This is a genomic window from Aeoliella sp., from assembly GCF_965227375.1.
GTDB lineage: Bacteria > Planctomycetota > Planctomycetia > Pirellulales > Lacipirellulaceae > Aeoliella.
The window spans coordinates 1,812,576-1,837,103 of record NZ_CBDDFX010000002.1 but is presented as its reverse complement, the minus strand read 5'-3'; the positions used below and the strand labels follow the sequence as shown (position 1 = coordinate 1,837,103).

Annotated in this window: 20 protein-coding genes; 12 read left to right on the top strand and 8 right to left on the bottom strand. The window is 61.6% G+C overall.

The features are described from left to right. Positions 1-25: 25 nt before the first annotated feature. From gatC to ACQK2L_RS20295, 3 genes are all read right to left on the bottom strand, one after another. Positions 26-316 (bottom strand): Asp-tRNA(Asn)/Glu-tRNA(Gln) amidotransferase subunit GatC, encoded by a 291-nt coding sequence (gatC, locus tag ACQK2L_RS20305; protein ID WP_425398872.1) that lies wholly within the window; start codon positions 314-316, stop codon positions 26-28. Positions 317-325: 9 nt separating this feature from the next. Beyond that, a complete protein-coding gene (gene rpmB, locus ACQK2L_RS20300) occupies positions 326-598 on the bottom strand; it encodes a 50S ribosomal protein L28 (RefSeq protein ID WP_425398871.1) in 273 nt (90 codons plus the stop codon). A gap of 208 nt (positions 599-806) precedes the next feature. Continuing rightward, entirely contained in the window at positions 807-1,652 is an 846-nt protein-coding gene (locus tag ACQK2L_RS20295; RefSeq protein WP_425398870.1) for an alpha/beta hydrolase, read from the bottom strand. A gap of 201 nt (positions 1,653-1,853) precedes the next feature. Between ACQK2L_RS20295 and ACQK2L_RS20290 the strand changes: the two genes are divergently transcribed. From ACQK2L_RS20290 to ACQK2L_RS20280, 3 genes are all read left to right on the top strand, one after another. Then, positions 1,854-3,194 (top strand): DUF2254 domain-containing protein, encoded by a 1,341-nt coding sequence (locus ACQK2L_RS20290; RefSeq protein ID WP_425398869.1) that lies wholly within the window; start codon positions 1,854-1,856, stop codon positions 3,192-3,194. Between the two features lie 258 nt (positions 3,195-3,452). Then, on the top strand, positions 3,453-3,890 hold the full coding sequence (locus ACQK2L_RS20285; RefSeq protein ID WP_425398868.1) for a hypothetical protein: 438 nt from the start codon (positions 3,453-3,455) through the stop codon (positions 3,888-3,890). Next, positions 3,883-5,013: an RtcB family protein gene (locus ACQK2L_RS20280; RefSeq protein ID WP_425398867.1), complete on the top strand. Its 1,131-nt coding sequence runs from the start codon at positions 3,883-3,885 to the stop codon at positions 5,011-5,013. Before ACQK2L_RS20285 ends, ACQK2L_RS20280 begins: the two co-directional genes overlap by 8 nt. Here the strand turns inward: ACQK2L_RS20280 and ACQK2L_RS20275 are convergent. After that, entirely contained in the window at positions 4,998-5,711 is a 714-nt protein-coding gene (locus ACQK2L_RS20275; RefSeq protein WP_425398866.1) for a dockerin type I domain-containing protein, read from the bottom strand. The two genes, ACQK2L_RS20280 and ACQK2L_RS20275, sit on opposite strands and share 16 nt — an antisense overlap. A 424-nt stretch (positions 5,712-6,135) precedes the next feature. Continuing rightward, positions 6,136-6,969 (bottom strand): inositol monophosphatase family protein, encoded by an 834-nt coding sequence (locus ACQK2L_RS20270; RefSeq protein ID WP_425398865.1) that lies wholly within the window; start codon positions 6,967-6,969, stop codon positions 6,136-6,138. A 326-nt stretch (positions 6,970-7,295) separates the two neighbouring features. Between ACQK2L_RS20270 and ACQK2L_RS20265 the strand changes: the two genes are divergently transcribed. From ACQK2L_RS20265 to ccsA, 4 genes are all read left to right on the top strand, one after another. Then, positions 7,296-7,655, top strand: a complete 360-nt coding sequence (locus tag ACQK2L_RS20265; protein ID WP_425398864.1) for a hypothetical protein — start codon at positions 7,296-7,298, stop codon at positions 7,653-7,655. 58 nt (positions 7,656-7,713) lie between these two features. Then, complete coding sequence (locus ACQK2L_RS20260; protein WP_425398863.1) at positions 7,714-9,345, top strand: helix-turn-helix domain-containing protein; 1,632 nt, start codon at positions 7,714-7,716, stop codon at positions 9,343-9,345. A 171-nt stretch (positions 9,346-9,516) separates the two neighbouring features. Continuing rightward, entirely contained in the window at positions 9,517-10,737 is a 1,221-nt protein-coding gene (locus ACQK2L_RS20255; protein ID WP_425398862.1) for a hypothetical protein, read from the top strand. 3 nt (positions 10,738-10,740) lie between these two features. Beyond that, positions 10,741-14,529 (top strand): cytochrome c biogenesis protein CcsA, encoded by a 3,789-nt coding sequence (ccsA, locus tag ACQK2L_RS20250; protein WP_425398861.1) that lies wholly within the window; start codon positions 10,741-10,743, stop codon positions 14,527-14,529. Between the two features lie 55 nt (positions 14,530-14,584). On the opposite strand, the gene ACQK2L_RS20245 is transcribed toward ccsA, so the two are convergent. The 3 genes from ACQK2L_RS20245 to ACQK2L_RS20235 form a co-directional block, all read right to left on the bottom strand. Next, positions 14,585-16,018 carry a DnaA ATPase domain-containing protein gene (locus ACQK2L_RS20245; protein WP_425398860.1) on the bottom strand — a complete coding sequence of 478 codons (1,434 nt, stop codon included), beginning with the start codon at positions 16,016-16,018 and terminating at the stop codon, positions 14,585-14,587. 377 nt (positions 16,019-16,395) lie between these two features. Continuing rightward, complete coding sequence (locus ACQK2L_RS20240) at positions 16,396-17,319, bottom strand: GNAT family N-acetyltransferase (protein WP_425398859.1); 924 nt, start codon at positions 17,317-17,319, stop codon at positions 16,396-16,398. 49 nt (positions 17,320-17,368) lie between these two features. After that, complete coding sequence (locus ACQK2L_RS20235) at positions 17,369-18,262, bottom strand: DUF6690 family protein (RefSeq protein WP_425398858.1); 894 nt, start codon at positions 18,260-18,262, stop codon at positions 17,369-17,371. Positions 18,263-18,444: 182 nt separating this feature from the next. Between ACQK2L_RS20235 and ACQK2L_RS20230 the strand changes: the two genes are divergently transcribed. The 5 genes from ACQK2L_RS20230 (at position 18,445) to ACQK2L_RS20210 (ending at position 24,467) form a co-directional block, all read left to right on the top strand. Next, complete coding sequence (locus ACQK2L_RS20230; protein ID WP_425398857.1) at positions 18,445-19,656, top strand: class I SAM-dependent methyltransferase; 1,212 nt, start codon at positions 18,445-18,447, stop codon at positions 19,654-19,656. Between the two features lie 281 nt (positions 19,657-19,937). Then, complete coding sequence (locus tag ACQK2L_RS20225) at positions 19,938-20,789, top strand: sugar phosphate isomerase/epimerase family protein (protein WP_425398856.1); 852 nt, start codon at positions 19,938-19,940, stop codon at positions 20,787-20,789. Positions 20,790-20,831: 42 nt separating this feature from the next. Continuing rightward, complete coding sequence (locus ACQK2L_RS20220; protein WP_425398855.1) at positions 20,832-21,767, top strand: UbiA family prenyltransferase; 936 nt, start codon at positions 20,832-20,834, stop codon at positions 21,765-21,767. Next, complete coding sequence (locus tag ACQK2L_RS20215; protein WP_425398854.1) at positions 21,767-22,612, top strand: sugar phosphate isomerase/epimerase family protein; 846 nt, start codon at positions 21,767-21,769, stop codon at positions 22,610-22,612. The genes ACQK2L_RS20220 and ACQK2L_RS20215 overlap by 1 nt, the downstream gene beginning before the upstream one ends. A gap of 505 nt (positions 22,613-23,117) precedes the next feature. After that, positions 23,118-24,467: an alkaline phosphatase family protein gene (locus ACQK2L_RS20210; RefSeq protein ID WP_425398853.1), complete on the top strand. Its 1,350-nt coding sequence runs from the start codon at positions 23,118-23,120 to the stop codon at positions 24,465-24,467. Positions 24,468-24,528 lie beyond the last annotated feature (61 nt).

Here is a 24,528-nt window from a genome sequence, read left to right as displayed (position 1 = left end):
CGTGATAGCGAAACACAAACGGCGCTCAATCACCCAGCACGGCCGGCACCAGGTAGCCCTCGTCGTTGTGCTTGGGAGCGTTGGCCAATGCCTCAGCACGAGGCAGGCTCGGGGCCACGTTGTCGTCCTTGGTCACGTTGCGCAGTTCCACCGCGTGGGCCATGGGCTCGACACCGGTGGTGTCGACCTCCGCCAATTGGTCGACGTAGCCGACAATCTGCTGCATCTCAGCGGTCATCGACTCCAACTCGTCGGGCGAGAGCATCAACCGCGCGAGCAGCGCGACCTTTTCGACGTCGTCGGCTGTGAGTGACATGGCTGCGGGCTACTTGCCGGCTTTCTCAGGAACGGCGAACGGAGCTTGCTGCACCACCTTGCGGATGGCGCCGCCACGGATGCACTGCGTGCACACCCACTGGGCCCTGTTTTTGCCATCGTCGCCGGTCACATGCACGCGCTGCAGGTTCGGCTTGAACTGCCGCCGCGTGATGCCGGTCACCTTGGTACCAACGCCACCCAGGTACTTCTTCTTACCGCGGATCGTAACCTGGTTACCCATCTGCGGACCCTTGCCGCAAACTTCACATTGCTTCGCCATGATCGTCTCTCGCTACAGTCAGCCTGATGCTGGTTGTGGAAAGCTCGTAAGTGTACCGGAGCACACGAGATATGGAAAGTGGGGTCGAGCTCAGCGGGTGGAATTCTCGGTGATTGGTCCGAGGGACCGATCACAGGAGGAATTTCCGCAAACCTGGGCACTTATCCCTAATTTCATAGGGTTTTTGCAACCTGCGGTGCTCCAATCTTCACTCCTTCTCCATCCATCCGTGTTTTATCAGGAAGTCGTCGAACGCCTCGACGGTCTTCTGGTAGTTCTCCGGATGGTCTTTACTTCGCATAAAGCCATGCCCGCCTTCCAGCACCAATAGTTCGCAGTCGTTGCCCGCCTCCTGCATCGCTTCGGTGAAACGCTCCATCGCCGCGAGCTTCGCGGTGGGATCGTCGCGGCCGGCCAGGATCAGTGTCGGCGGCAGGCCCTCGGTCACATGGTGGGCCGGGGAGTAGTCCTTCCAGTTCGGCCCGCACCGCTCGTGGCCATAGCCATCTTTCGGACCGTTGTCCAGCACCGGGCAAAACAACACTAACGCGTTAGCCTTCGGCGAGACGTCGAGGTCGTCCTCCGCCGCGTCGACTCCTTCGAGCAACGTGACCGCGGCCGACAGGTGTCCGCCGGCGGAGCTACCTGTGGCCAGAATCTTGTCGGGATCGATGTTCAGCTCGTCCGCGTGCGATCGAACCCACCGCATTGCGCTCTTAGCGTCTTCGATACAAGGCACTGGCGGGTCGTTGGGTTTGCGACCAATGAGTCGATACTCCACTTGGGCAAACACGATTCCCCGCGGGACATATCGCTTGAGCCGATCGGCGAACGACTTGTGGCTTCCTCCCGACCAGCCACCCCCATGAATGTACACAATCGCTGGACGCGGTTCGTCCGACTTCGCGGTCGGCTCCGAAAGGATGAGTTCGAGTTCGCGATCGCCCACTTTCTTGTAGACCACCGATCGAGTGGTGTAGGCCTCCTTCGCTTGAACAGCAACAGCCGTACATACCAACAGACAACCTGCGAGCAGCGTTTTGAATCGGAGCATGGTGATTAGCCCTTCGAGGGAATGTTGAGTCTTATACAAGTGTGCAACATGAGCCTAGCTGCGGATCGCCAGACAATCAACGGACACTCGACTTTCAGGGCCGATTGTGGGCTACCCAGGCCGTATGGACTATGATGGTCGAGGAGTCGCGCGAGGGGCGATGTCCACATTTCCTCGGTTTTTCTGGACCTAAACCACTTCATGTCTACTTGGATCGTTAACCTGTGGGATTCGTTTCGAACCGGTTTTTGGTTCTTTCCCACGTTGCTGATCTTGCTGGCGGTGGTGCTGGCGTTCGCCGTGCCTGCGGTCGACGGCTACCTTGCGCCGACCATACCCGACTGGATGCAGACCACCGGCACCACGGCTCGCAGCACGCTGTCGGCCCTGGCCAGTGCCATGCTCACCGTGGGTGGTGTGGTGTTTTCGGTTACCGTGGTCACGCTGTCGCTCACCTCTTCGCAGTTCGGTTCCAGGCTGCTCCGCAACTTTCTGCAGCAGAGCATCACTCAGGTGACGATGGGCAGCTGCCTGGCGTCGGGCATTTACTGTCTGCTGCTGTTGTGGCGGGTCGACGACACGAACGACAAGTGGTTCGTGCCTCATCTGGCGGTATTCCTGGCGACGATCATGGCGCTCGCCACGCTGTGCCTGGTGGTTTACTTCATTCATTGGGTCGCCTACTCGGTGCAGTCGATGAACGTGGTGACCGACGTGGCGGCCGATCTGAACGCGGCCATCGACCGCATCTTCCCCTTGAAGAACGATACGGATAACGCCAAAGAGCGACAGCGGAAAGAGCTTGCACAGCAGTTTGAGGAAGACGCCGGACACACGGTTGCTGCCGAAAACGAAGGGTACGTGCAAGCAGTCAACGTCGAGCAACTCGCCTCGCTGGCCAATCGCCACAAGTTGCTAATTCGCGTCACCCGCAAGCCCGGCGACTTTGTGGTCGCTGGCGACGCGGTCGCTCGTTACCTGCAGGAACCCAATGTCGAATGCCCCGCTGACGACAACATTGATCAACAAGTGGCTCACTGCTTTTTGTTCGGCAACCGTCGCACACCGCGGCAGGACGTCGAGTGCGCGATCAGCGAACTGACCGAAGTCGCAGTGCGGGCGCTGTCGCCGGGCATTAACGACCCTCACACGGCGATCGCCAGCATCGATCGGTTGAGTGGCTCGCTGTGCCGACTCACCGAGCACGACCTGTCGTCCACGCTCCGCATCGATGTTGGCGAGGATGAGACGCTCCGAGTGCTGGGCTCGCCCACCTCGCTCGATGCGGTGCTGCGGGCGGCGTTCGACCAGATTCGGCAGTATGGTGCCTCGAGCGTCGCAGTCTCCGTCCGGCTGCTGGAAGCCCTGGCTCGCATCGCCGAGCGGGTGACTTGTTCGGCCGACAGGAAGGCGATCCGCCACCAGGCCGACATGGTACTGGAGGGCTGCGAGCAGCAATCCTACTGCCAAGACGACCTCGAAGACGTCCGCGAGCGGCACGCAGCCGTGACGCAATTATGCGGGGAAGAACAGTCGGCTTGAAGGCCGCTCCGAACCTCACCCGCGTCGGTCGTGTCCTTGGCACAGCGGTCGCTACCACTTGCGGCCGAGACCTCTAGCTCCAAGGAGGCCCGTTGTGCAATCCAAATTCTCTACTCTTGTGCGCTAAGCCCAGACGCGCGTTGGTCGCCAACGGCGGCAACCGCCGCGTCGGGCTCTCTCTGCCGATCTACAACCTCGTCGGCCCGCGCTGAGCGTGCGCGACCGACTTCTTTTTCGGTTTCATTCATGAGAGTAACCATGGCACTGGATAAGCGTGCGCGCGACGCGATGCTCGCGCATTGTGGAGAGATTCACGAAGACGATGGCATCGACCCGCGAGAGTACTTCCGCGTGGGTCGCGATAGTAGCAAACTAGACCGCAAGGCGAAGCAGCTCTGTCGGCAGGTGGCCGAAACGGTCGATCAGATCCTCGCTGGCGAGACTGGCGACGACCTGCTGCGCGAACTGCGTGTTGCGCAAGTGATTCCCGCGCCAGATGCTTCCCGGCTGCAAATCACCGTCGAGGCAAGCCCTGGCGCGAAGCTGGACCATCGCGAGGTGGACCAGCGGCTCGGCCAAGTCACTGGGTTTGTGCGTTCCGCAGTCGCCGCGGCGATCACGCGGCGCAAAGCGCCAGCTTTAACCTTCGTTTTGGCTGGCCCAACCTCCCTCACAGCCGGAGGAAACGATGAGTGAATCAACCTTGGCCAAACTAACCACGTGGCTGGTGGAGCCACTCGCAGCTGACGTTTCGCAATCGATCGAGCGACTCCGCCGCGCGGACGACGTACAACACGTGGCCGTGATGCCCGACGTGCATTTGAGTCGCGAAGTTTGCATCGGAGCGGTCGTCGCTACGGACGAACTGGTGTACCCGGCGGCGGTCGGCAGCGACATTGGGTGCGGCATGGCGGCCGTGCCACTCGATGTGGAAGCAGCGTTACTCGACAGCGAGCATGCGGCTGCGCTGGTGCTGCGCCAGCTGTACGAGCGTGTGCCTGGCAACAAGCACCCACAGCCCCGCGACCTGCCCGACTGTTTGCGGAAAGAGCAACTGAGCGATCAACGACTCACCAAAGTCGCCCAGCGCGATGGTCGTGTGCAGCTCGGCACGTTGGGCCGCGGCAACCACTTCCTGGAGTTTCAGTCCGACGAGTCGGGCCAGTTGTGGCTGATGCTTCACAGCGGCTCCCGCGGCATCGGCCAGGCAATTAGCCAGCACCATTTGGCCGCCAAGTCCACCAACACGCAGTTGTTCGCGCTCCGCGCGTCGGGCGATGCGGGACTGAGATATCTGGCCGACGTGGCGTGGGCGCGACGCTACGCCGCGGAGAATCGCCTCGCGATGTTACGGGCGGTGGAAGACATCATGCAGCGGTTGTTTGGTGTTTCCACTTGCTGGGACGACTTGGTGCATTGCGACCACAACTTCGTGCAGCGGGAAGACCACGAAGGAAGGCAACTCATCGTGCACCGCAAGGGAGCCCAACTGGCCCGGGACGGCGAGCCGGGCATAGTACCTGGATCGATGGGTGCGAGCAGCTTCCACACCTCCGGAAGGGGATGCGCCGAGTCGCTCTACTCCTGCTCGCACGGCGCGGGGCGGAGGCTCAGTCGCTCGGAGGCGCGACGTCGTGTGAGCGGTCGGGAGTTCCAACGCCAGGTCGGCCGATTGTGGTTCGACCATCGCCGCGCGGCCAAACTCGTGGACGAAGCGCCCGCTGCCTACAAGGACATCCACCAAGTGATGCGTGCACAGCGCGATTTGCTGCGGATCGAGCGAGAATTGCAGCCGGTGCTGAATTACAAGGCGGTTTGAAGACGGCGTTGTGTGGCGCGAATCGCCAAGCTGATCACCGCGAGAAGCCCCAGCATCGCGGTCGCCGGCTCCGGCACTTCAGCGGACTGCAGTCGCCGTGGATTCTGTTCACCGAAATGATCCTTCCACAGCGTGTAGTCCGACTCGTCGACCACCCAGTCGAAGTTACCATCAGCCGGGTGCCCAGCGCCGGTGGCGCCTAGCGAGTTGCGCCACACGGTGTAGTCGGCAGCGTTCACGCGGCCGTCGCCGTTGTAGTCTCCTTCGAGGGGGAAGGTAACAGTGAACGTGTCGCTCGCCGTGACCGATCCATCGACATTAACCGTGATGTCCACGTCGCCTTCGATCACTTGAGTATCGACCACTGGAAGTGACGTGACCACTTCGAAAGTACGTTGCAGTCCGTTGGTGTTGACTAACGATACGCCGATGGATGCCGTTTCGGTGGCCGTGAAATCTAGAGGGTCCGCTGCTAAATCCAAGTTAAAACTGCTGGAGGAACCAAGAACAGAATAGCTGCCATTGAGCGTTCCCGTATTCACTCGCACGAGATGGTCTGCGGTATTAAAGCTGCCATCGCTGACTGGACCAGGCGGGTTGGGTGTGTCCAGCTCACCTCCAAGCCCCGAACCAACCGCGTTGAACGAAGCCAGTACTACGTTGTCACTCAAGGTGATGTTGTTGGAATTGTCACCCAAGAGCGAAATATGTCCTCCTGTAAACTCAATGGAGTGAATCAGTGGGAGCCCTTGGTAAATGTCGTAGCCAATTGTGGCCAGCGAATTGCCGGTGACTCGCGTTAATTCTGAATCACTCAGTACAGAGGCCGATATGGAGATGTTAATTCGATTCGTCGTACTGGTAGTAGGTAGAAGCTCAAGGTCTAGAGCTTGATTCACTGCCCAAGCGGGGAGGGCTATGCCAAGAAACATCAAAGCGATTGCAGCACGACACACAATACTCCAGCGCGTAATCATAGAATGGATCCCAGATTCTGTTCCGAAAAGAAGAACGCAAGGCTTCGCGCCTAGGGGAACATTTTAGCTGAAGGCCCCAATTCCGACCAGCAAAATGCCATCTGCTCTATGGCTGTAGCCCCAGAAGTAGCACGGCTGGCTGATTCTACTTCCCGCGAGTAACTTCCAGCACCTCGCGCATCGCAGTTGCGTTGCCAGCAACCGCCTCGCCCGAGTGCACGGTCGCCGTGCCCTGCCAGTCGCCGAACACACCGCCGGCTTCTTCGATCACCGGTTGCAGGGCGGCTGCGTCCCACAAATTCATCTCCGGGTCGATCGCCACGTCGGCCCGGCCGGTGGCGACCATCATATAGCCGTAAGCGTCGCCCCAGGTACGGGCGAGTCGGGCGCGCTGGTCGAGTTCCAGGTAGGTCTCCATGCCTTGGCCCGACTTTCGCTTGCGGAAGCTGCCGACCTCGCTGGTCACCAGCAGCCCCTCTGCCAGGGGGCGATCGGGCGCGACCGCCGCTCGCACGGGTTCACCCGTGCCGCGCTGGTGCCAGGCGCCAGCGCCGCGGCGGGCGTAGATCACTTCGTCGAGGGCCGGCGCGCGGATCACACCGAGCTGGGTGGTGCCGCTCTCCACGTTGCCATCGGCCGTGTGCAGCACCCCGATCAACGTGGTGTACAGCGGAACGCCGTGGATGAAGCTCTTGGTGCCGTCGATGGGGTCGAGCACCCAGACGAAACCCGATGTGCCGGGCGTCTGGCCATACTCCTCGCCCACGATCGCATCGTCGGCAAACCGTTCGGCGATCCGCTCGCGCAGCAGCTTTTCAGCCCCTTTGTCGGCAGCGGTTACGGGCGAATCGTCCCCCTTGCGCTCGACCAGGAGGCTTGGATTGCGGAAGTATTCGAGCGTTACGTCGCCAGCCTGGCGAGCAATCTCGACCGCCCATTCCAGGCGGCTCTTGGTTTCGGTCTCGAGTGTTGCGGTCATGCCCGTCAGGCTACCAGGAACCCCGAAAAACTGCAGGGGTCTGAACCGCCATCCGACCAAAATCCGCCATTCCGACCCTCGCTTGTGGTGCAGGTGCGTCCCTGCTGCTGTACATCCCCCCTCTGCGGTGGTAGAACCGAGGGCCGGTTGCGCGGGTTGTGTGGCCCACCAAGGCGTGCCCCAAATCCCTATGGCGCTGGGATTTAGCTTGATCCAGATAGGTGCTTGTTTAGAATGAGGGCAGAGGATTTTCGGCCTGCGGGCTGTTCGCCAGTTGTGCGGATGGTGTGGAGGCCAGCGATCAAGGTATTCACGGAGGGTACACGATGCAGTATGCGAGTCGATGGATTATCGTGGCACTGGCTTTGCTGGTGACTGGGTCGTGGATCGGTCACGCCGGCGGCCAGGGTCCTGGCCGCCAGCAGCCCAAGGCCTCGCTCCCCTCCAACGAACTGCCACCCGGCTGTTTGCAGGTGGTTTCGGAGCCAGGCGAGCCGATGGCCGCGGTGGTTTACGATCCGCAGCAGCAAGTGCTCGGCGTGTACCACGTCGATCGCGTGACAGGAGAGATTGAACTGAAGAGCATTCGCCAGATCTCCCAAGATCTCGAAATGCTCCACTTTCAGGGCAAGGCACCCTTGCCCGAGGACATACGCAAAGGCCTGGAAGGTGGGCGTGGTCAGTAGTACGACCGCGACTTAGCATCCACGGCCAAGGCTGGAGAGGCAAACTCAGAGCAACGCCATGGATCCGAAGTTCATCAAGCTGGAAGAAGCCGCCGAGCAACTCGGCATCGATCACGATCACCTCAACGCACTGCGCGAAGAAGGCAAACTGCGAGCCTACCGCGACGGCGCGAGTTGGAAGTTCCGCACCGAGGAAATCGACAGGATGGCCGCCGAAGGCGTGCCGGCGATCGATGAAGAGAGCGGCATCAACCTCGATCTCGACAACCTCATGCTCGACGACGACAAAGGCATCGACGATGCCTCGAAGTCGGACGACCTGTTGGATCTGGAACTGGAGTCAAGCGACGACGACTCGTTCGGCAGTCTGGAAGTCGAAGACGAAGCGGCCGACGATCTGGACCTCGACCTGTCGGCGGGCAGTTCGGCCGACCTGGCAATAGACCTGGACGAAGAGAAGACCGCCGACCCGAGCCTATCCGACGCCACCGCGGTGGAAGAGTCGGCCGCCATCCCGCCTGCCGGTGGCAGCGACTTGGATCTGGAACTTGAGATCGAGTCGGGCGACGACCCCGAATCGATTCTGCTGAGCGAAGTGGAACTGGGCGATTCGGATCGTCCGCCGAGCACCATCATTGGCAAGTCGGAACTTGACGACGCACTCGATCTGGAACTGGCCAGCGACGAGTCGGGTTCGGCCAAGCCCGATCCGGCGATGAGCGACGTGAAACTCGCCGACCTCGAGGACTTGGACAGCGACGCAAGCGCCACTGGCGAATTGCCCGCGGGCGATGAAATCTCAGTCGACTTCGACGACGTCGAAGACCTGGGCATCGACCTCGAAGCCGAGTCGAGCCGCATCCTGCAGCCCGAAGACGTAGCGGCCGCACAGCAGGCGGCCAGCGCACAAGCACAACAGCAGTCGCCAGAGACGAGCGACCTGGAACTCGACCTGGACGACGATTACGAATTGGCCAGTTCGAGCAGTGGGGGTCTATCGGGTCTCTCCAGCATCGAGGGTGGCGACGACGAAGAGCTTTCGCTCGCCGGTTCGGAAATCAACCTGGGCGACGAATCGAAGGCCAGCGGCGCCGGGCTGACCGGCCTGTCGGCGTTGGAACTGGACGACGACGATGACGACGACGACTTCGTGCTGGGCGACGGCAGCGATCTGACGCTCTCATCGGCCGATAGCGGCATCAATCTCTCGCCGGCCGACAGTGGTCTGTCACTCGACGATGCGGCGCTCGACCTGGGTGGTTCGGCCGTGGGTAGCGGCATCGACTTCGGCGAAGCCTCCGGATTGGTGGCCGACGACGATGACGAAGGCGGGTTCGAACTGACCCCGATGGCAGAAGAAGATGCGGGCGACGACGACGACGACAGCTCGCAAGTGATCGCGCTCGACGCGTTCGAAGAACAACAGGAAGCCGACGACCTGCTCGGCGCGGGAGCACCAGCGGCCGCCGCGATGCCGGCCGCCGGAGGCTTTTCGCAAGCCGCGATGGTGCCCCGTCAGGAGATCCAGTTCACCGGATGGCAAGTTTTCTTCCTCACACTCTGCCTGATGCTGCTGGCGTTGTGCGGCATGATGACCATCGACGTGATCCGCAGCATGTGGAGCTGGGAAGAGCCGTACCAAGTGAACAGCACGATTATCGACAGCCTCCGCTCGTTCCTTTTCCCGTAAAGGACTCCGTATTTCTCCAAGTCGCCACGGTGCGACAAAAAGTCGCAGTCGGTCGCTTACGGGTGTACTATGCCCCCGTCCAGCCCCTATAATGCCCGGACGGCACACGGCGGGTGTTGGAGCCCCGCCTTATGGTGTGCTCCCGCCTTCCCCACCCCGTCCGGTGATTCCATGCACTCTCGGCCTCTTCGCCGCCCGCTGATCGTTTACCCGCTCGCGCTGCTGTTGCTCGCTGGTTGCTCGAAAGAGCCCGAAATCTCTTCGTACGATGTCCCCCGAGACAAAAGCGCAAAGTCGGATGACGATACGCGGATGATCGCTGCGATCTTCATCCGCGACAACCAAGCGTGGTTCCTGAAGACCATGGCGCCCAAGGAACAAGTCGACAAGGTCGCCGACGAGCTACACACGTTCGCCAAATCGATCAACCTGCCAGAAGACCAACCCGCGGCCATCGAGTGGCAAGTGCCAGAAGGCTGGGAGACCGGACCAGAGCGCACGATGCGCGAGGCGACGCTCCAGCTACCCGATGGCGAAGTGGAAGTGGCCATTTCGAAGCTCAGGTTCCCCGGCAACCAGGATACCTATCTGAAAGACAACATCAATCGCTGGCGAGGGCAACTCGGCCTTAAGCCAGCAGGCGAAATGGACCAGGCGGCCGGTGTGCTGGAGATCGATGTCGATGGCCAGAAGGCCTGGTTGTTCGACGCGGTAGGCAGCAGCGCAGGTGGCGGAGGTATGATGCCGCCCATGATGCGTGGCAATGCTCCCTTCGCTGGCACAGCGGCGACGCCGCCGGCCGCGAAGCCGGAACCCGCAGAACCCACCAAGCCCACCGAAGAGAAACCGGCGGAAGAAGCAACCACTCCGGCGGCCAACAAGTCGCGGATGATCGCGGCGATCTTCATCCGTGGCGACAGCGCCTGGTTCCTCAAGACCATGGCCGCTGAGCAGGAAGTGGACCAAGCAGCGGACGACTTGCGAACGTTCGCCGAGTCGATCTCGCTGCCCGATGGCAAACCGGAGGCCATCGAATGGAAGACGCCCGAGGGTTGGCAGGAAGGCCCCGAGCGGATGATGCGCGAAGCCACACTCCAACTGCCCGATAGCGAACTGGAAGTCGCCATCTCGAAGCTCGTTGTGCGAGGCGACCTCGATAAGTACATAAAAGACAACATCAACCGCTGGCGGGGGCAACTTGGCCTCGACGACGCGGACACGATGGATCAAGCTGCCGGTGTGGAAGTAATCGAAGTCGACGGCCAAAAAGCCTGGCTGTTCGACGCGGTAGGCACAGCGCCCGGCGGCGCGGCGATGCCACCCATGATGCGGCGGGCACCGTTTGCCCAGCCAGCCGCGGAGTCCACACCGCCGAATTCGGAGGACGAGTAGCGCATGGCGACAGCTGAATTACCCAACACCGAGCAGTTGCGAGAGCAGGCTCCGGCGCGACGCCGCAAACGGGAAGAGATATCCCCCCTGTTGATGGTCTGGAAGGCGCTGGGGTCACTCAAGCTGACCGTCGTGCTGCTTTCGCTGCTCGTCCTGCTGGTGTTCGCCGGCACCCTCGCCCAGGCGCATCACGATGTTTGGTACGTCATGAAAGAGGGCTACTTCCGGGTGTGGATTGCCAAGATAGATTTTCAGATCTTCCCTACGTTGGCCGGCGTGTTCGCCCCTTCGTTGGGGTATGAGTTCAAAGAACCCTTCTACTTCCCGTTCCCCGGCGGCTACACCATTGGCCTGCTGATGGCTATCAACCTGCTGGCCGCACACACGCTGCGGTACAAGGTCATGGCTCGTGGCTCGCGACTTATGTGGGGGCTTGGCCTGTTGGCAGTCGGCTCGGTGGTTACTTGGCTGGTGATCGCCCGAGCCACGAGCTCCGCCCACCAGGCAAGCATCTCGCCGGAGTTTGCCCAATTGCTGTGGAATGTCTGTCGCGGCGTGTTCGCTGCCGTGACGCTGGTCACCGCCTACCTGCTTACACTGGCGTACGGACGACTCCGCCGCCCCGAGTGGTTCGTCCTGGCGGGGCTGAACGCACTGGCCCTGGCAGCCGCCGCCTTCCTGTTCTTCGACCCCAACTGGCGAATCCCCGACGCCGGCATGCGAATCGTTTGGCAACTGGCCCAAGCCACCACCGCCGGCGGGCTGCTGATGGCCAGCCTGTGGCTGTTGTTCAACAAACGCTCCGGCGTGATCTTCCTGCACATTGGTATCGCCATTTTGATGGCACACGAATTCTACGTGGCCGAAACCAATGTCGAAGCCAACATGATGATCTCCGAAGGCGAGACGGTCGACTGGGTGTTCGATCCGCGCGCGGCCGAGTTGGCTGTGATCGACAGTTCAGACGACAAGGTCGATCGCGTCACTGTGATTCCGGCGCAGCTGTTGGCCACCGCCGCCCAGGCGGATGAAGACTCGCCCGAGCGTGTCATCCGCCACGCGGACCTACCGGTCGACGTGCGAGTGCTCGACTACTTCGCCAACTGCGCGGTCCTGCCCCGCCAGTCGTCCGGCAGCGGCGAACCTTGGCAAGGACTCGGTCGCGAGCTGTCGCTCAAGGAACTGGAAACCGGCTCCGAAATGGACATCCCCGGCGCGCACGTCGAATTGCTCGACAAACAGTCGGGCGAGTCGCTCGGGCGGTACGTGGTGACCAACTTCTTCGACGACTACCTGCACCAGCGACTCGGCCCACGGCTACAAGCTCAATTCCGCATGGTCGGCAAGACCTACCCACTCACCACGGGCCCACAAGCGGTGGCCGTTGCCGATCAACCGGTGACCGTAGGCTTGCGGTACGCGCGCACCTACAAGCCGTACGAGGTGACGCTCGAGAAGTTCACCTACGAACGCTACGCCGGCAGCAGTAAGGCAAAGGACTTCGCGTCCGACGTGCAGCTGGTCGACAAGCAAGGCCGGGCCGACATCAAGTACCACATCTATATGAACAATCCGCTGCGGTACGAGGGCGAGACCTTCTACCAATCGGAGTTCGACCCCTGGACCGAAACCGGCACCGTGCTGCAGGTGGTAAAAAACGAAGGCTGGATGGCCCCTTACATCGGCTGTGCGGTGGTGGTGGTCGGCATGTTGGTACACTTCGGCTATACGCTGGTGCGGTTCCTCAATCGCCGTCTACGTGAACTGGGCGACATGCAGCAGGAGAAGTTCACCAGCTTCAACGACTGGGCGCTCCGGCCGGAGGTACTGGCGCCGACGATCGTGGCCTTGCTCGTCATGGTCGGCTTCGCTCGCATATTCCGCACGGAACCTCTGGTCGTCAATCAGATGTCGATCGACCAGTTCGCGCAACTACCGGTGTTGGACGAAGGCCGCGTGAAGCCTTACGACACCGTGGCGCGAAACACGCTGCAGTACTTCGCGCAGCGACAGGAAGCTCCCGTCTCGGAAGATGGTCGACAGAAGATCCCCGCGTCGCAGTGGTTGCTCGACCTACTGTCGGGCAAGAAGGAAGCCGACGGGGCTTATGTGTTCCGCGTTACGAACCTCGAGTTGCTGCAAACGCTCGGCCTGCCGACGAGAAAGGGCTTCCGCTACAGCTGGAACGAGATCGATAAGAACGTCGAGAAGCTCCACAAAGAAGTGATGGCCACAACGGAAATCGAAGAGAAAGAACTGTCGCGGTACCAGCGGGATTTGCGCAAACTGTGGAGCCAGCGAATGGCTTACAGCGAACTGGCAAACAGCTTCAAGACACCGCAGATCCGCCTCAGCGACAGTCTGCTGGTCGATGCCTTTTTGGCAGCCGAGCAGGCTGACCGCCTCGATGGAATAAGGTCGATTCCGCCACGGGAAGTGGATGCCGAGTGGTACACATTGTTCGAGGCCGATCTCCGAGAACAATGTTACATCATCAAGAACGGGCTCGCTCCAGACGATTTGCAGGCCCGCATCGCAGGCACCATGCACGGCGCCCTGAGCAGCGCCAGCAACGGGCAGCCGGTCGACCCTGCAGAGTTGCGCAACCTCACCCTGAGGGTGAGCCGACAGATCGACCGCTACGGCGAAGTACAGCCAGGCGAGGCCATCGAGCCGCTGGCCGCGATGCTGGCCGCCTATCGCAACGGCGACCCCGAAGCGTATTCGGCAGCGATGAACGAAATGAAGTCGATTGCCTACGAGCACGAGCGCCAACTCAACGATCCGGAAAATGCCGCTTTTGTGAGCACGCTGAAAACGGTCGAAAAACTCAACACCGATCGGCTGCAGTTCGAGAGGTGGTTCAACGCTGCCTCGCCGTTCTTCTATTGCGCAATCATGTACCTCATTGCGTTGCTGCTGTCGGCCGCGTCATGGCTAGTGTGGCCCAAGACGCTCGGGCGCAGCGCCATCGCTATCATCGTGGTCACGCTGGTTGTGCACACATTGGCGATCGCGGCTCGGGTCTATATTTCGGGTCGCCCGCCGATTACCAACCTCTACACCACGGCCATCTGCATCGGCTGGGCGGTGGTGCTGTTGATGCTGGTGTTCGAGTCGATCTTCAAGCTCGGCATCGGTGGATTTGTCGCCTCGGCATGCGGTTTCGCAACGCTGCTCATCGCTCACTTCCTCGGTAGTGATGGCGACACCTTCACGGTGATGCAAGCGGTGCTCGACACGCAGTTCTGGCTCACCGTGCACGTGCTGAGCATCAATTTCGGCTACGCGGCCACCATGCTGGCCGGGTGCCTGGGCATCGCTTACATCGTGGCGGTGCACATGCTCGAATTGTTCGACCGCAAGGATGCTCGCCAACTGACATCGATGATCTACGGGTCGCTGTGCTTCGCGATTTTGTTCAGCTTTGTCGGCACCGTGCTGGGCGGCCTGTGGGCCGACGACTCGTGGGGTCGCTTCTGGGGCTGGGACCCCAAAGAGAACGGCGCGCTGATGATCGTGCTGTGGAACGCCGTGGCGTTGCACGCCCGCTGGGGCAAGATGGTCGGCTCGCGGGGACTGGCTATGCTAACCGTGGTGGGCAACATCATCACCGCCTGGAGCTGGTTCGGCGTGAACCAACTGAGCATCGGCCTGCACGCCTACGGCTTCGACGAACGCCTGGCCCGCGGCCTACTGCTGTTTATCGTCAGCCAGATACTCGTGCTGATCATCGGGGCTATTCCCTGGCCCAAAATACGCGGTCCCGAACGCGGCATGGCACGCACGTAGGCACACGGGTGCCACTGAAGAACTCGATTCGACTCGGAGAGTCGAGTTACAATTGTTACGCTTGGCGGAGCTTGGTTTCGATCTGGCCAAGCGTATCTTCCAGGTTGGCGCTACCCGAGTTGGTGCGGATGGATGTTGGCCGGCCGACCTGGGCTTCGATGCGGCGGTGGGCGGAGATCACGGTGCTGTGGCGGCGGCCGCCGAAGTACTCGCCGATCTCGCGCCAGCCGGCCTGCGTGTACTTCCGCGCCAGCCACATGGCCACCATCCGTGGTTCGGTAACCGACTTGTGACGGCTGTTCGATCGCAGCGCCTTGGCCTCGATGCCAAAGTGATCGCACACCACCCGCTGGATGTCGTCCATCGCCACCCGGCGGATCGTCTGGTAGTTCACCTCGCCGGCGACCTGTTCGACCAGCGCCCGATCGATCACTTCGCCCAGCAGTTCGTGGCGTGCCTTGATCCGCTCGATCGCGCCCAGCAGCTCCCGCGCGCCGCTCGACACCGTTGCGGCCAGCTTCTCCAGCGTGGGTTCCTCGATGGCCAGCCGCAGCCGGTTGGTGCGACGGCGGGCGATCTCGAGCCGCGTCGCGTAGTCGGCCGACGACACTTCGCACACCAGGCCCGCGCGGAGTCGCGAGAGCAGTTCCGGGCCCAGATTGTCGATGTCACCCGGCTCTTGGCAACTGGCCAGCACCACGCGGCCGCCCATTGCGGTAATGCGGTCGATGGTGTGCTGCAACTCTTCCAACGTGGCCCGCTTGCCCGACATGAAGTGCAGGTCGTCGACCAGCAGCAGGTCGGCACCGCGGTACTTTTGTCGAAAGCTGGGCAGCCCGCCACCGCGTAACGCTTCGACGTAAGTGCCGACAAACTGCTCGGCTGAGAGCATCAACACTCGCGAACGACGGAACCGCTGGCGGAACTCGTTCTTGATGGCCGAGAGCAGGTGCGACTTACCACTGCCGGGTGGGCCCCACACCACCAGCGGCCCGCCCGCGTGGTTGCCGGCCGCCAGTTGAGCCCCCGCCCGCGCGGCGAGTTCGTTGGCACGTCCCACCACCAGTGTATCGAAGGTGCCACTTTGATCGGTCGGCGACTTGGCAGCTGGCGCCGGGGCTGGTGCTGGTTCAGGCGTGGCTGCAGGTCGAATGTGTGGGGCAGGGACGCTGCTTGGCTTGGCGAGCGATTCGTCGACTCGGAAGACCACTTGCGTGCTCGAGCCGAACATCGATTTGGCCGCCTGCGAGAGATCGCGGCCGAGCGTTCGCCGCGCGGCATCGCACAGAAAGCTTGTGGCAAAGACCAGATGGAGTTCGCCCGGGTGTTGCTGGAGAATCGTATCTCCATTCACCCACAGCTCAAACCGGTCGCGCCCCAATGCCTCGGCCAGCCGGTCGCGAAGCGCCGCACCTTCGCCTGGACCTTCCATGAAATCTCCGTCCTTGCTCGTATATTCCTTCTTTTTCAGCGCACCGGTAGCACCCATCGCGAACCACGACCACCCGATCGAAGGCCCCGCCGCGGCCGTAGCCGCACGTGGTGCAACACTCGCACACTGAAAAAGAGTCACGCGGTTCGGGGGCTTAGTGCCTCCGTGAGCCACGCTATTGTCTGTCACCCAGGAACGCGATTTTACGAGTGCTAGCAGACAAGTCAAAGGGTTGACTTTCAATCGCCGCTGGACTCCGCGCGAGTGGGTGCGGTGCGCTCAAAATTCATCGAGAATTAACCATCCACTCCTCCAAACTGACCGCGAGATTTTTTTTTCGAAGCCAATTCCGGGCCGTGGAAAACATGTTGCGGCCGCGGGAAGAGAAGATTTTCTGTCGCCGGCGGCCTGCCAGGATAGATTGCGCAGCTATTCTAGCCTGCATGGTCTTCCTCAATCGACCGAATGTAAGCGGTGCGTTCGGCCCACCGGGCGTAGCCTGCTTGTTCGTAAATCCGCAACGCCGGAGTGTTCGCCGAATCGACGGCCACGACGATGTAATCGACACGGCGCTTGGCGGCAAGCGAGCCAAGATGGGCAAGGATCTTCCGCCCTAGTTGCTGCCCGCGAAAACGGGGGGCCACACCGACGTAGACAATTTCCCACTGCTCGCCGTCTGGATAAGGCGCAGTGAGTAACACGCCGACCGGTTCCGACTTCCAGCGGACGATGTACCACATTTGCGGATCGTACTCCCCCACGGACTGATATCCGGAAAGCACATCGCCGATATGGCGTCGCCCTTCGAGTCCCGGGCAGTCGAGCGTTTGTTCGTACGTCGACTTCACGAGTTGTTCCAACAGCTCGCGCTGATCCATGGCGGGCGAGTCGAGCACAACATCCGGATCCAGATCGCCGAGATACCGACGCGGCACCGCGTGCATCAGGTACTCCAACTGCGCCAGCTTCTCGAACTGCAGTTCATCCAGCAGCGGAACGTAGCGCGCGTTCTCCTCGTCGAGCAACACCTGCACTAGATCGACCGGGAGTTCTTGGGAACTGTTGACGGCCGCGATAGCTAACTGGCGTTCGGTTTCGCCTTGTTGCGCCGGGCGGGTGATGGGCAACCACAGCGTGGCCGTTCGGCCGACCTGGGGCTGCAACCACGATGCTCCCACCAGTTGGCCGTCGGCTTCGGCAATCACCAGGCCCGCGAACACGTCGATGCCCTTTTCCGCGGTGGGTCGCAGCACGTCGACCAAGCCACTCCGCAACTGCGGCGTCACTTCCTGCAGCACCAGTTCCAGCGCCTGGCGATGCAACTCTGGCGGGCATGGGCGGATCGAGGTTCGATTCATGCTTCGCAGCATAACATGAGTGGGCCTCGCCGCCTCCCTCCCGATGCGACTAATTTGGCCAGCGGAGAACCGGCTTGGGCAACTTCGGCGGCACACTCGACTGGTGAGCCGCCTTGCTGGTTGCCGAAGCCTGCTCGGCGGGCACCTTGCCGTTGGAGGGCACGACCGATTCGCCCGGAAAGACAGCGGTCGTTTCGCCTTGCTGCTCGCCAAACAGCGGCTTGGGCTGATCCGATGGCAGGTCGACCGCCTGCAGCTTTGGCATCGGCCTCCGCACGAAAAACCCCGAACCAGGGCGATTGAGTTCCAGATCGACCGAAAAACTGCTGTGCGGCGAGGTCACCCACAGCACCGACTCGGGCTGGGTTCGCAGCTCGCTCTCCACCAATCCGTCGCGATCGACGCGGAACAGTTGCTCGCCCGCCACTAGCGGCGGTGCGGGGCGCAAGGCGTACCGCGAGGCGAGCAGGTTCACAAGCTCAGTGGTATCAGCCGTCTTACCCACCAGGCGAATCTTCTGCACCATGCCCTGCTTGTCGAAGTAGTACGTCAACGACCCTGCCACATCGGTCATGCGGGTGCCACTCACCAGCGGCACGCGAATGCCGAACAGCTCGGGTTCGGCCAAACCGGTCGACTTGCGGGCCCAGCGTTGATAAATCCACTCTTTGTTGATGTCCCACCGTAGCACTTCGGCCAGTGAGTAAGTCGGCATGCCCTCGAGCGGCACCGGGCTGGTGTAGAGGTGATCGCCGGGGCTCGAAGGCTGCATCGGCGGAGGCATCGTGAACTTTGGCGTCTGCACCGCGGCCTGGTCGGCTGACTGCTCTGCGGCGGGCTGCGACTGCGTGAAGCTCTGCTGCCACTCGGCCGAATGGTCCACCACGTAGGGCACGCCTACCGCGGCTCCGAGCAAACCGGCTAACATGACAGGACGGGGCATGAGTTTCGCTCTCGCTTCGAACCAATAACACGACACAAACAACGCAGCACTATCCTCATATTCGGCAGTCCTGCCGGCTGTGCTTGCCGAGTTTGCTCGCTGCCGATGTAACTCGCAGAACCGACTCGACGCGGCCTCCGCCCGCTAACGATCCACCCGATTGCGCAAACCTTGAGCCCCGCATGAGCCACCAACCGCCCGACCCGCTGGACGAGTGGCTACTCGGCGACGAAGCTGCCAAGTGGCTGGACGAGTTGCGCACGGCGGATCAACCGACGCACCAAATTGCCACGCGACTGCGAAAACACCTCTCTGCCGAGCAAGCGCACCGCCTGATGGAACTTGCCGAGTTGCGACAGCGGGCCGCTCAGAAGTTCACGGCCGCCGAGCGAATGTTCTTCACCCGCGTGGGCTTCGAGCAGTCGAGCGACGAGTGGATCGCCCGCTACAAAGCGCAGCGATTCGTTGGCCGCGACCTGGTGGCCGATCTGTGCTGCGGCATCGGCGGCGATGCGTTGGGGCTGGCCGATGTGGCGCGCGAGCTGACGCTCGTCGATCGCTCGCCGACGATGACTGCCTTCGCTGCGCGAAATCTGATGGAGAACGGAGTCGAAACGCAAGTCGTCGCCAAAACGGTGGGTGCCGATTCTCTCGATCTGCAGCAATGCGGCGCCTGGCATATCGATCCCGATCGCCGACCGGAGGGAGGGCGCACCACGCATGCCGAGTTGCACGAACCGTCCGACGCGACAATCGACGCCATGCTGGCGGCCAACCCGAATGCCGCGGTGAAGCTCGCCCCAGCGTGCCAGCCGCCGGCTCGCTGGGCCGAGGGTGGTGAACTAGAATGGATCAGCCGCTCCGGCGAGTGCAAACAACTGGTCGCCTGGTTCGGCGACCTGGCGACACAGCCCGGCAGGCGGCGGGCGACGGTCCTGGAGGTCGACGGCCGCGGAGTGCGCGCCTTGGCAAGCGCCACCGGCACCGGCGACCAGCAGCCCGACGCCGACGATCGCGTTGGCCGCTACGTCATGGAGCCCGATGCGGCCGTATTGGCGAGCGACCTGGTAGGCAACCTGGCAAACGAGCATGGATGGTGGACTTTTTCCAGCACCACGGGCTACTTGTCGGCCGACGCAATGAAAATCGATCCGGCGTGGACGACGTTCGAGGTGCTCGACGTGGTGCCGCTGAACATCAAGAGACTATCGGCCTACCTCCGCCAGCGCGGCATCGGCCAACTCGAGATCAAACACCGCGCGGTAAAGCTCTCGCCCGAGTCGCTCCGCAAAGACCTGAAACTCAAAGGCGACGAGCACGCCACGCTGCTGATAACGCGCGTACTGGAAAAACGCATCGCCATCGTCGCCAGGCGAGTCATAGCTGAGAGATAAGGAAGCGAATTTTTACTGAGCCACGGATGAACACGGATGAAACACGGATTAAGAAGGGGGATTGCAATTCAGAGACTCACAATAGGAACTGTACTTACCCAGCCAAATAATGCCCTGTCTAACTTTGGAATGCTAATCGACGCTAACAAACACTGATTGAATTTGATTAGCGTCGATTAGTGTTCCAAAGATCTCTCCAATATCCGTGTTTCATCCGTGTCCATCCGTGGCTAGATTCAGATTTCTCACCTGAGGCACTCCATCACGCAAACCAAATCCTTATGAAACTCGCCTTTAGCTCCAACGCCTACCTGCAGCATTCGGTCGAAGAGACCATCCGCCGGATTGCTTCGATCGGTTACACCGGCATCGAGATTCTGGCCGACGTGCCGCACGCCTGGCCGGCGGGGTTGCTGCCCGAGCAGGTGGAGTCGCTGTGCGCGGCGCTCGACGAGCACCAGCTCACCGTGTCGAACGTCAACGCGTTCATGATGAACGCCGTGGCCGACCCGCGGCAGCCGTACTGGCACCCGGGTTGGATCGATCCCGACCCACACTACCGCGCGATCCGCCGCGAACATACCAAACGATCCTTGGGCCTGGCGGCCGAGATCGGCGCGCCGCACATCACCACCGAGCCGGGCGGGCCGCTGGCCGAGAGCCAGTCGCGCGCGGAGGCGTTCGACATCTTCTACGAAGAACTGATGCCGTGCCTGGAGCTCGCGGCCGACCTGGCGATGCCACTGTTGATTGAGCCTGAGCCGGAGCTGTTGATCGAGAAGTTCGACGAGTACCTGGAGTTTGTCGACCGTCTCGACTCGCCGCAGGTGGGGCTGAATTTCGACATCGGCCACGCCTACTGCGTGGGCGAAGACCCGCAGGACTGGGTGGAGAAGATGGCCCCGCATACGGTGCACTACCACCTGGAAGACATCGCCGCCTCGCGTGTGCACCAGCACTTGATTCCCGGCCACGGAGCGATCGACTTTCGGGCGACGCTCGCGGCCATCGCGGCGACCGACTACGATGGCTGGCTGACCGTCGAACTCTATCCCTACATGGACGACCCCGACCAGGCCGCCCGCGAAGCGATGGAGTATTTGAGCCCGCTGGTCGAAGGTTTCAATCTGTAGCGGTCCATTGGTCCCAGCGAGGCCACAAGTATTCGGAGAGCCATGTCAGCCATTTCCACACTTCGCAACTACGCCGAGTTGATGCGCGTGGCGAACGTCTTCACGGCCGTGTCGAACGTGTGGATGGGCATGATCCTCTCGACCGGTGGCCTGCCGGGTTGGACCGCCGTGGGAGTGACCGCTACCAGCGTGCTGCTGTACCTGGCGGGCATGGTGCTCAACGACTTGTTCGACGTCGAAGAGGATCGCCGCGAGCGTCCCGAGCGACCAATCCCCAGCGGGCGTGTTTCGCTGTCGTCGGCACGACTACTGGGCTGGGGCTTGCTGTTCGCCGGGGTGTCGGCCGGCTGGTTCGTCTCCCGCATCACGCCCACCGTAGCACCGGGAGTAATTAGCTGGTGGCTCGCCGGCTTGGTCGTGGCCTACGACATTGGCCTCAAACGCACCACGCTCGGCCCAGCGATTATGGGCGGTTGCCGCTTCATGAACGTGCTGTTGGGCCTGAGCGTCGGGGCCGAGCACATCCAATGGAGCTTTCTGCCGATCGACCAACTCATCCTGCCGGCCATCGGCATGGGCATCTTCGTTTGGGGCGTCTCCTGGTTCGCTCGCAGCGAAGCGACCGAGAGCAACTCGAAACTGCTGGCGATGTCGGCCTTCGGTGCGATGATGGGCCTGGCGTTCATTGCCGCGATGCCGTTTGTGCAAGAGCAGGCCGCCAACCGCCTGCAGATTCACCCGTACGGATGGATCGCTCTGTGGATCATCGTCGCCGGCACCGTTTTGCGGCGGATGATCGTCGCCATCCTGCAACCGTGGCCCAAGCACGTGCAGCGGGCGGTGGGCTACGCGATCCTTTCAATCATCGTGATCGACGCGGCGGTCTGCCTCGGCTTCGCCGAGCCGTACTGGGCGCTGGCCGTGCTCGCGCTCGTGGCGCCCGCCATGCTTTTGAGCCAGATGTTCAAGGTAACGTGATGCAGTGGGGCTACAATACCAACGGACTGGCCGACCATCCGCTGCCCGCAGCCATTGAGCTCGTGGCCGAGCTGGGCTACTCGGCCATCGCCGTGACGCTCGATCATCACACGATCAATCCCCTGGGCGACGATCTCGCTCGCCAGATTGCCGAAACCCGCGGGCTGCTGACAAAGCACCATCTCAATTCGGTTGTGGAAACCGGCGCCCGGTATCTGCTCGATCCACGCCACAAGCACCAGCCGACGATGCTCTCGCCGGAAGAAGGCGACCGGCTGCGGCGGGTGAACATGCTGCGCAAGTCGGTCGATATCGCCAACCTGCTCGGTGCGCACTGCGTGTCGTTCTGGCCGGGCACACCGACCGACGACGCCCCGCGGAGCGAACACCTGCGCCGGTTGGTCGAATCGCTACGCCCGGTGATCGAGCACGCGAGAAAGCAGGGCGTGATGCTGGCGTTCGAGCCCGAACCAGGGCACTTGATCGACACGATGGCTTCCTACGCCGAGTTGCTCGAGGCCTTGCCGCAGGAACTGGCGGACTCGCTACGACTCACCATCGACATCGGCCACCTGCACTGCTTGGGCGAAACGCCGATCGCCGAGCAGCTCACCACGTGGGGCGACCGGCTGGAGAACGTCCACATCGAAGACATGCGGGCCGGCGTACACGAACACCTGCCGTTTGGCGAAGGAGAAATCGACTTCCCACCGGTGATCGCAGCGCTGCAAGCGATCGAATACCGAGGTCCGGTCACCGTTGAGCTTCCACGCCACAGTCACATCGGACCCGAAATGGCCGAACAGTCATTGTCATTCCTGCGGCAATTGAGAACTGAATCTTAAAGCGGTCGCGATTTGTGCTTTCCAATCTACCCTTGAAAGTTGAGAACCGGTTATGGCATACCGACTCCTCTTCTATATCGGTCATTTCGCTCATGACGACAGCTTCGCCGAAGCGGACGTTGATGGAGAGACTGGCTTGGCATATCCCAAAGTAAAGCAGCCACTATACGAGAACGAGCTTTTGGAGTCTGCAATCAGGTTCTGCGATGGGGATTCAATTCGAGTTGAGAATTGGGAATTCAGGTTTAATAACGACCACCTCGAGTGCTCCTTCCTTAGTGACCAGAAGGCAAGGGAATGGTTGTTCTATTTAGTGCAATCGCGCAATCTTGATGCAGTAGATGGAAGCACACTTCGGGTCATTCCGCTTTCTGAGATTGCTAGTATGGCCTCTATAGCCACTAGAGACTGACACTTCGATTTTCATTGCAGGCAGCACACAAGTTCCATTTGCCTCTATTACGGTGGCTAGTTCCCCTTCGATAACCCTTCCTCCGAGCTAACCATGTCCGACCACGTTGTCCTACTATCCATCCCCGGTTTAAGAGCCGAAGATGTCGCGCGGATGCCGAATCTCAAGCAGCTCACCGCTGGTGGAGATCGCGCGCCGCTGGTGGCGGGCTTTCCGGCCGTTACTTGCGCGGTGCAGGCGAACATGACCACCGGGCTGCCGCCAAGTGAGCATGGCATGGTAGCCAACGGTTGTTATTGGCGCGACACGCCGCCGGCCGGCAGCGAGGACAAGGCGGGGCAGGTGGAGTTGTGGACCATGTGGAACGACGCCATCGAGCGGCCGCAGTTGTGGGATCTGCTGCATGAGCACGACAAGGAAATCACTTCGGCCATGTGGTTCGCCTTGAACAACAAAGGTTGCGGGGCCGACTACATTTGCACGTTCGCACCGATTCACAACCCCGACGGCAGCGAATCGCTGTGGTGCTACACGCGGCCGGAGATGATGTACGGCGACCTGCGCGACGCGTTCGATCATTTTCCGCTCAAGCATTTCTGGGGACCGCTCGCTGGCATTCCCTCGTCGTCGTGGATCATCTCGTCGGCCATTTGGGCGGCTGAGCAGCATCGGCCCAACTTCTGGTACATCTACATTCCGCATCTCGACTACGCCACGCAAAAGAACGGGCCCGACTCGCCCGAAGCGGCCATGGCGCTGGAGCAACTCGACGCCGAGCTTGGCCGACTGTTCGCCGAGTTCGCTCGCATCCACGATGGCCAGTCGCTACTGTGGTTGGTGGCGAGCGAGTACGTGGTCTCGCCGGTAGATCACGTGACGTATCCCAATCGCGTGCTGCGAGAACTGGGCCTGCTGGCACTTACGGACGTCGATGGCACCGAGCAGTTGGACTTCGCTGGCAGTCGCGCGTTTGCCTTGGCCGACCATCAGCATTCGCACGTGTTTGTCCATGGCGAGGAGCACATCGGCAAGATCGTCGACCGCTTCCGCCGCGAGCCAGGCATCGCCGAAGTGCTGACGCGCGACCAGCTCGACCGCTACGAACTGAATCACCCCCGCGCCGGCGACGTGGTGCTGGTCTCCGAGCCCAACAGCTGGCAAGCGTACTACTGGTGGCTCGATAATGCTTGCGCGCCCGACTACGCGCGCAAAATGGACATCCACCGCAAGCCGGGCTACGACCCTGTGGAACTTTTCTTCGACCCCGCGACCAAAGGGATTCCGCTCGACGCCACTCTAGTCCGCGGCTCCCACGGCGCGCCGGTACGGCACGAGTCGCAACAAGGCGTGCTACTCTCCAGCGAGCGCGGCGTGTTCGTCGAACAACCGATGGCCGATACCGACGTAGCGGGCATCGTCCTGAGGCAGTTCGGGGCAGGGTAGGGCGGCGCGCGCCGCCGTCGCAGCCGAAAGAGAGGTAGCCGGATTCGCAAGAATTCGGAGC

What these genes read in the sequence shown, in the direction of transcription:
- gatC (WP_425398872.1), bottom strand. Translation starts at nt 316, where the DNA reads ATGTCACTCACAGCCGACGACGTCGAAAAGGTCGCGCTGCTCGCGCGG.
- rpmB (WP_425398871.1), bottom strand. Translation starts at nt 598, where the DNA reads ATGGCGAAGCAATGTGAAGTTTGCGGCAAGGGTCCGCAGATGGGTAAC.
- ACQK2L_RS20295 (WP_425398870.1), bottom strand. Translation starts at nt 1,652, where the DNA reads ATGCTCCGATTCAAAACGCTGCTCGCAGGTTGTCTGTTGGTATGTACG.
- ACQK2L_RS20290 (WP_425398869.1), top strand. Translation starts at nt 1,854, where the DNA reads ATGTCTACTTGGATCGTTAACCTGTGGGATTCGTTTCGAACCGGTTTT.
- ACQK2L_RS20285 (WP_425398868.1), top strand. Translation starts at nt 3,453, where the DNA reads ATGGCACTGGATAAGCGTGCGCGCGACGCGATGCTCGCGCATTGTGGA.
- ACQK2L_RS20280 (WP_425398867.1), top strand. Translation starts at nt 3,883, where the DNA reads ATGAGTGAATCAACCTTGGCCAAACTAACCACGTGGCTGGTGGAGCCA.
- ACQK2L_RS20270 (WP_425398865.1), bottom strand. Translation starts at nt 6,969, where the DNA reads ATGACCGCAACACTCGAGACCGAAACCAAGAGCCGCCTGGAATGGGCG.
- ACQK2L_RS20265 (WP_425398864.1), top strand. Translation starts at nt 7,296, where the DNA reads ATGCAGTATGCGAGTCGATGGATTATCGTGGCACTGGCTTTGCTGGTG.
- ACQK2L_RS20260 (WP_425398863.1), top strand. Translation starts at nt 7,714, where the DNA reads ATGGATCCGAAGTTCATCAAGCTGGAAGAAGCCGCCGAGCAACTCGGC.
- ACQK2L_RS20255 (WP_425398862.1), top strand. Translation starts at nt 9,517, where the DNA reads ATGCACTCTCGGCCTCTTCGCCGCCCGCTGATCGTTTACCCGCTCGCG.
- ccsA (WP_425398861.1), top strand. Translation starts at nt 10,741, where the DNA reads ATGGCGACAGCTGAATTACCCAACACCGAGCAGTTGCGAGAGCAGGCT.
- ACQK2L_RS20245 (WP_425398860.1), bottom strand. Translation starts at nt 16,018, where the DNA reads ATGGGTGCTACCGGTGCGCTGAAAAAGAAGGAATATACGAGCAAGGAC.
- ACQK2L_RS20240 (WP_425398859.1), bottom strand. Translation starts at nt 17,319, where the DNA reads ATGAATCGAACCTCGATCCGCCCATGCCCGCCAGAGTTGCATCGCCAG.
- ACQK2L_RS20235 (WP_425398858.1), bottom strand. Translation starts at nt 18,262, where the DNA reads ATGCCCCGTCCTGTCATGTTAGCCGGTTTGCTCGGAGCCGCGGTAGGC.
- ACQK2L_RS20230 (WP_425398857.1), top strand. Translation starts at nt 18,445, where the DNA reads ATGAGCCACCAACCGCCCGACCCGCTGGACGAGTGGCTACTCGGCGAC.
- ACQK2L_RS20225 (WP_425398856.1), top strand. Translation starts at nt 19,938, where the DNA reads ATGAAACTCGCCTTTAGCTCCAACGCCTACCTGCAGCATTCGGTCGAA.
- ACQK2L_RS20220 (WP_425398855.1), top strand. Translation starts at nt 20,832, where the DNA reads ATGTCAGCCATTTCCACACTTCGCAACTACGCCGAGTTGATGCGCGTG.
- ACQK2L_RS20215 (WP_425398854.1), top strand. Translation starts at nt 21,767, where the DNA reads ATGCAGTGGGGCTACAATACCAACGGACTGGCCGACCATCCGCTGCCC.
- ACQK2L_RS20210 (WP_425398853.1), top strand. Translation starts at nt 23,118, where the DNA reads ATGTCCGACCACGTTGTCCTACTATCCATCCCCGGTTTAAGAGCCGAA.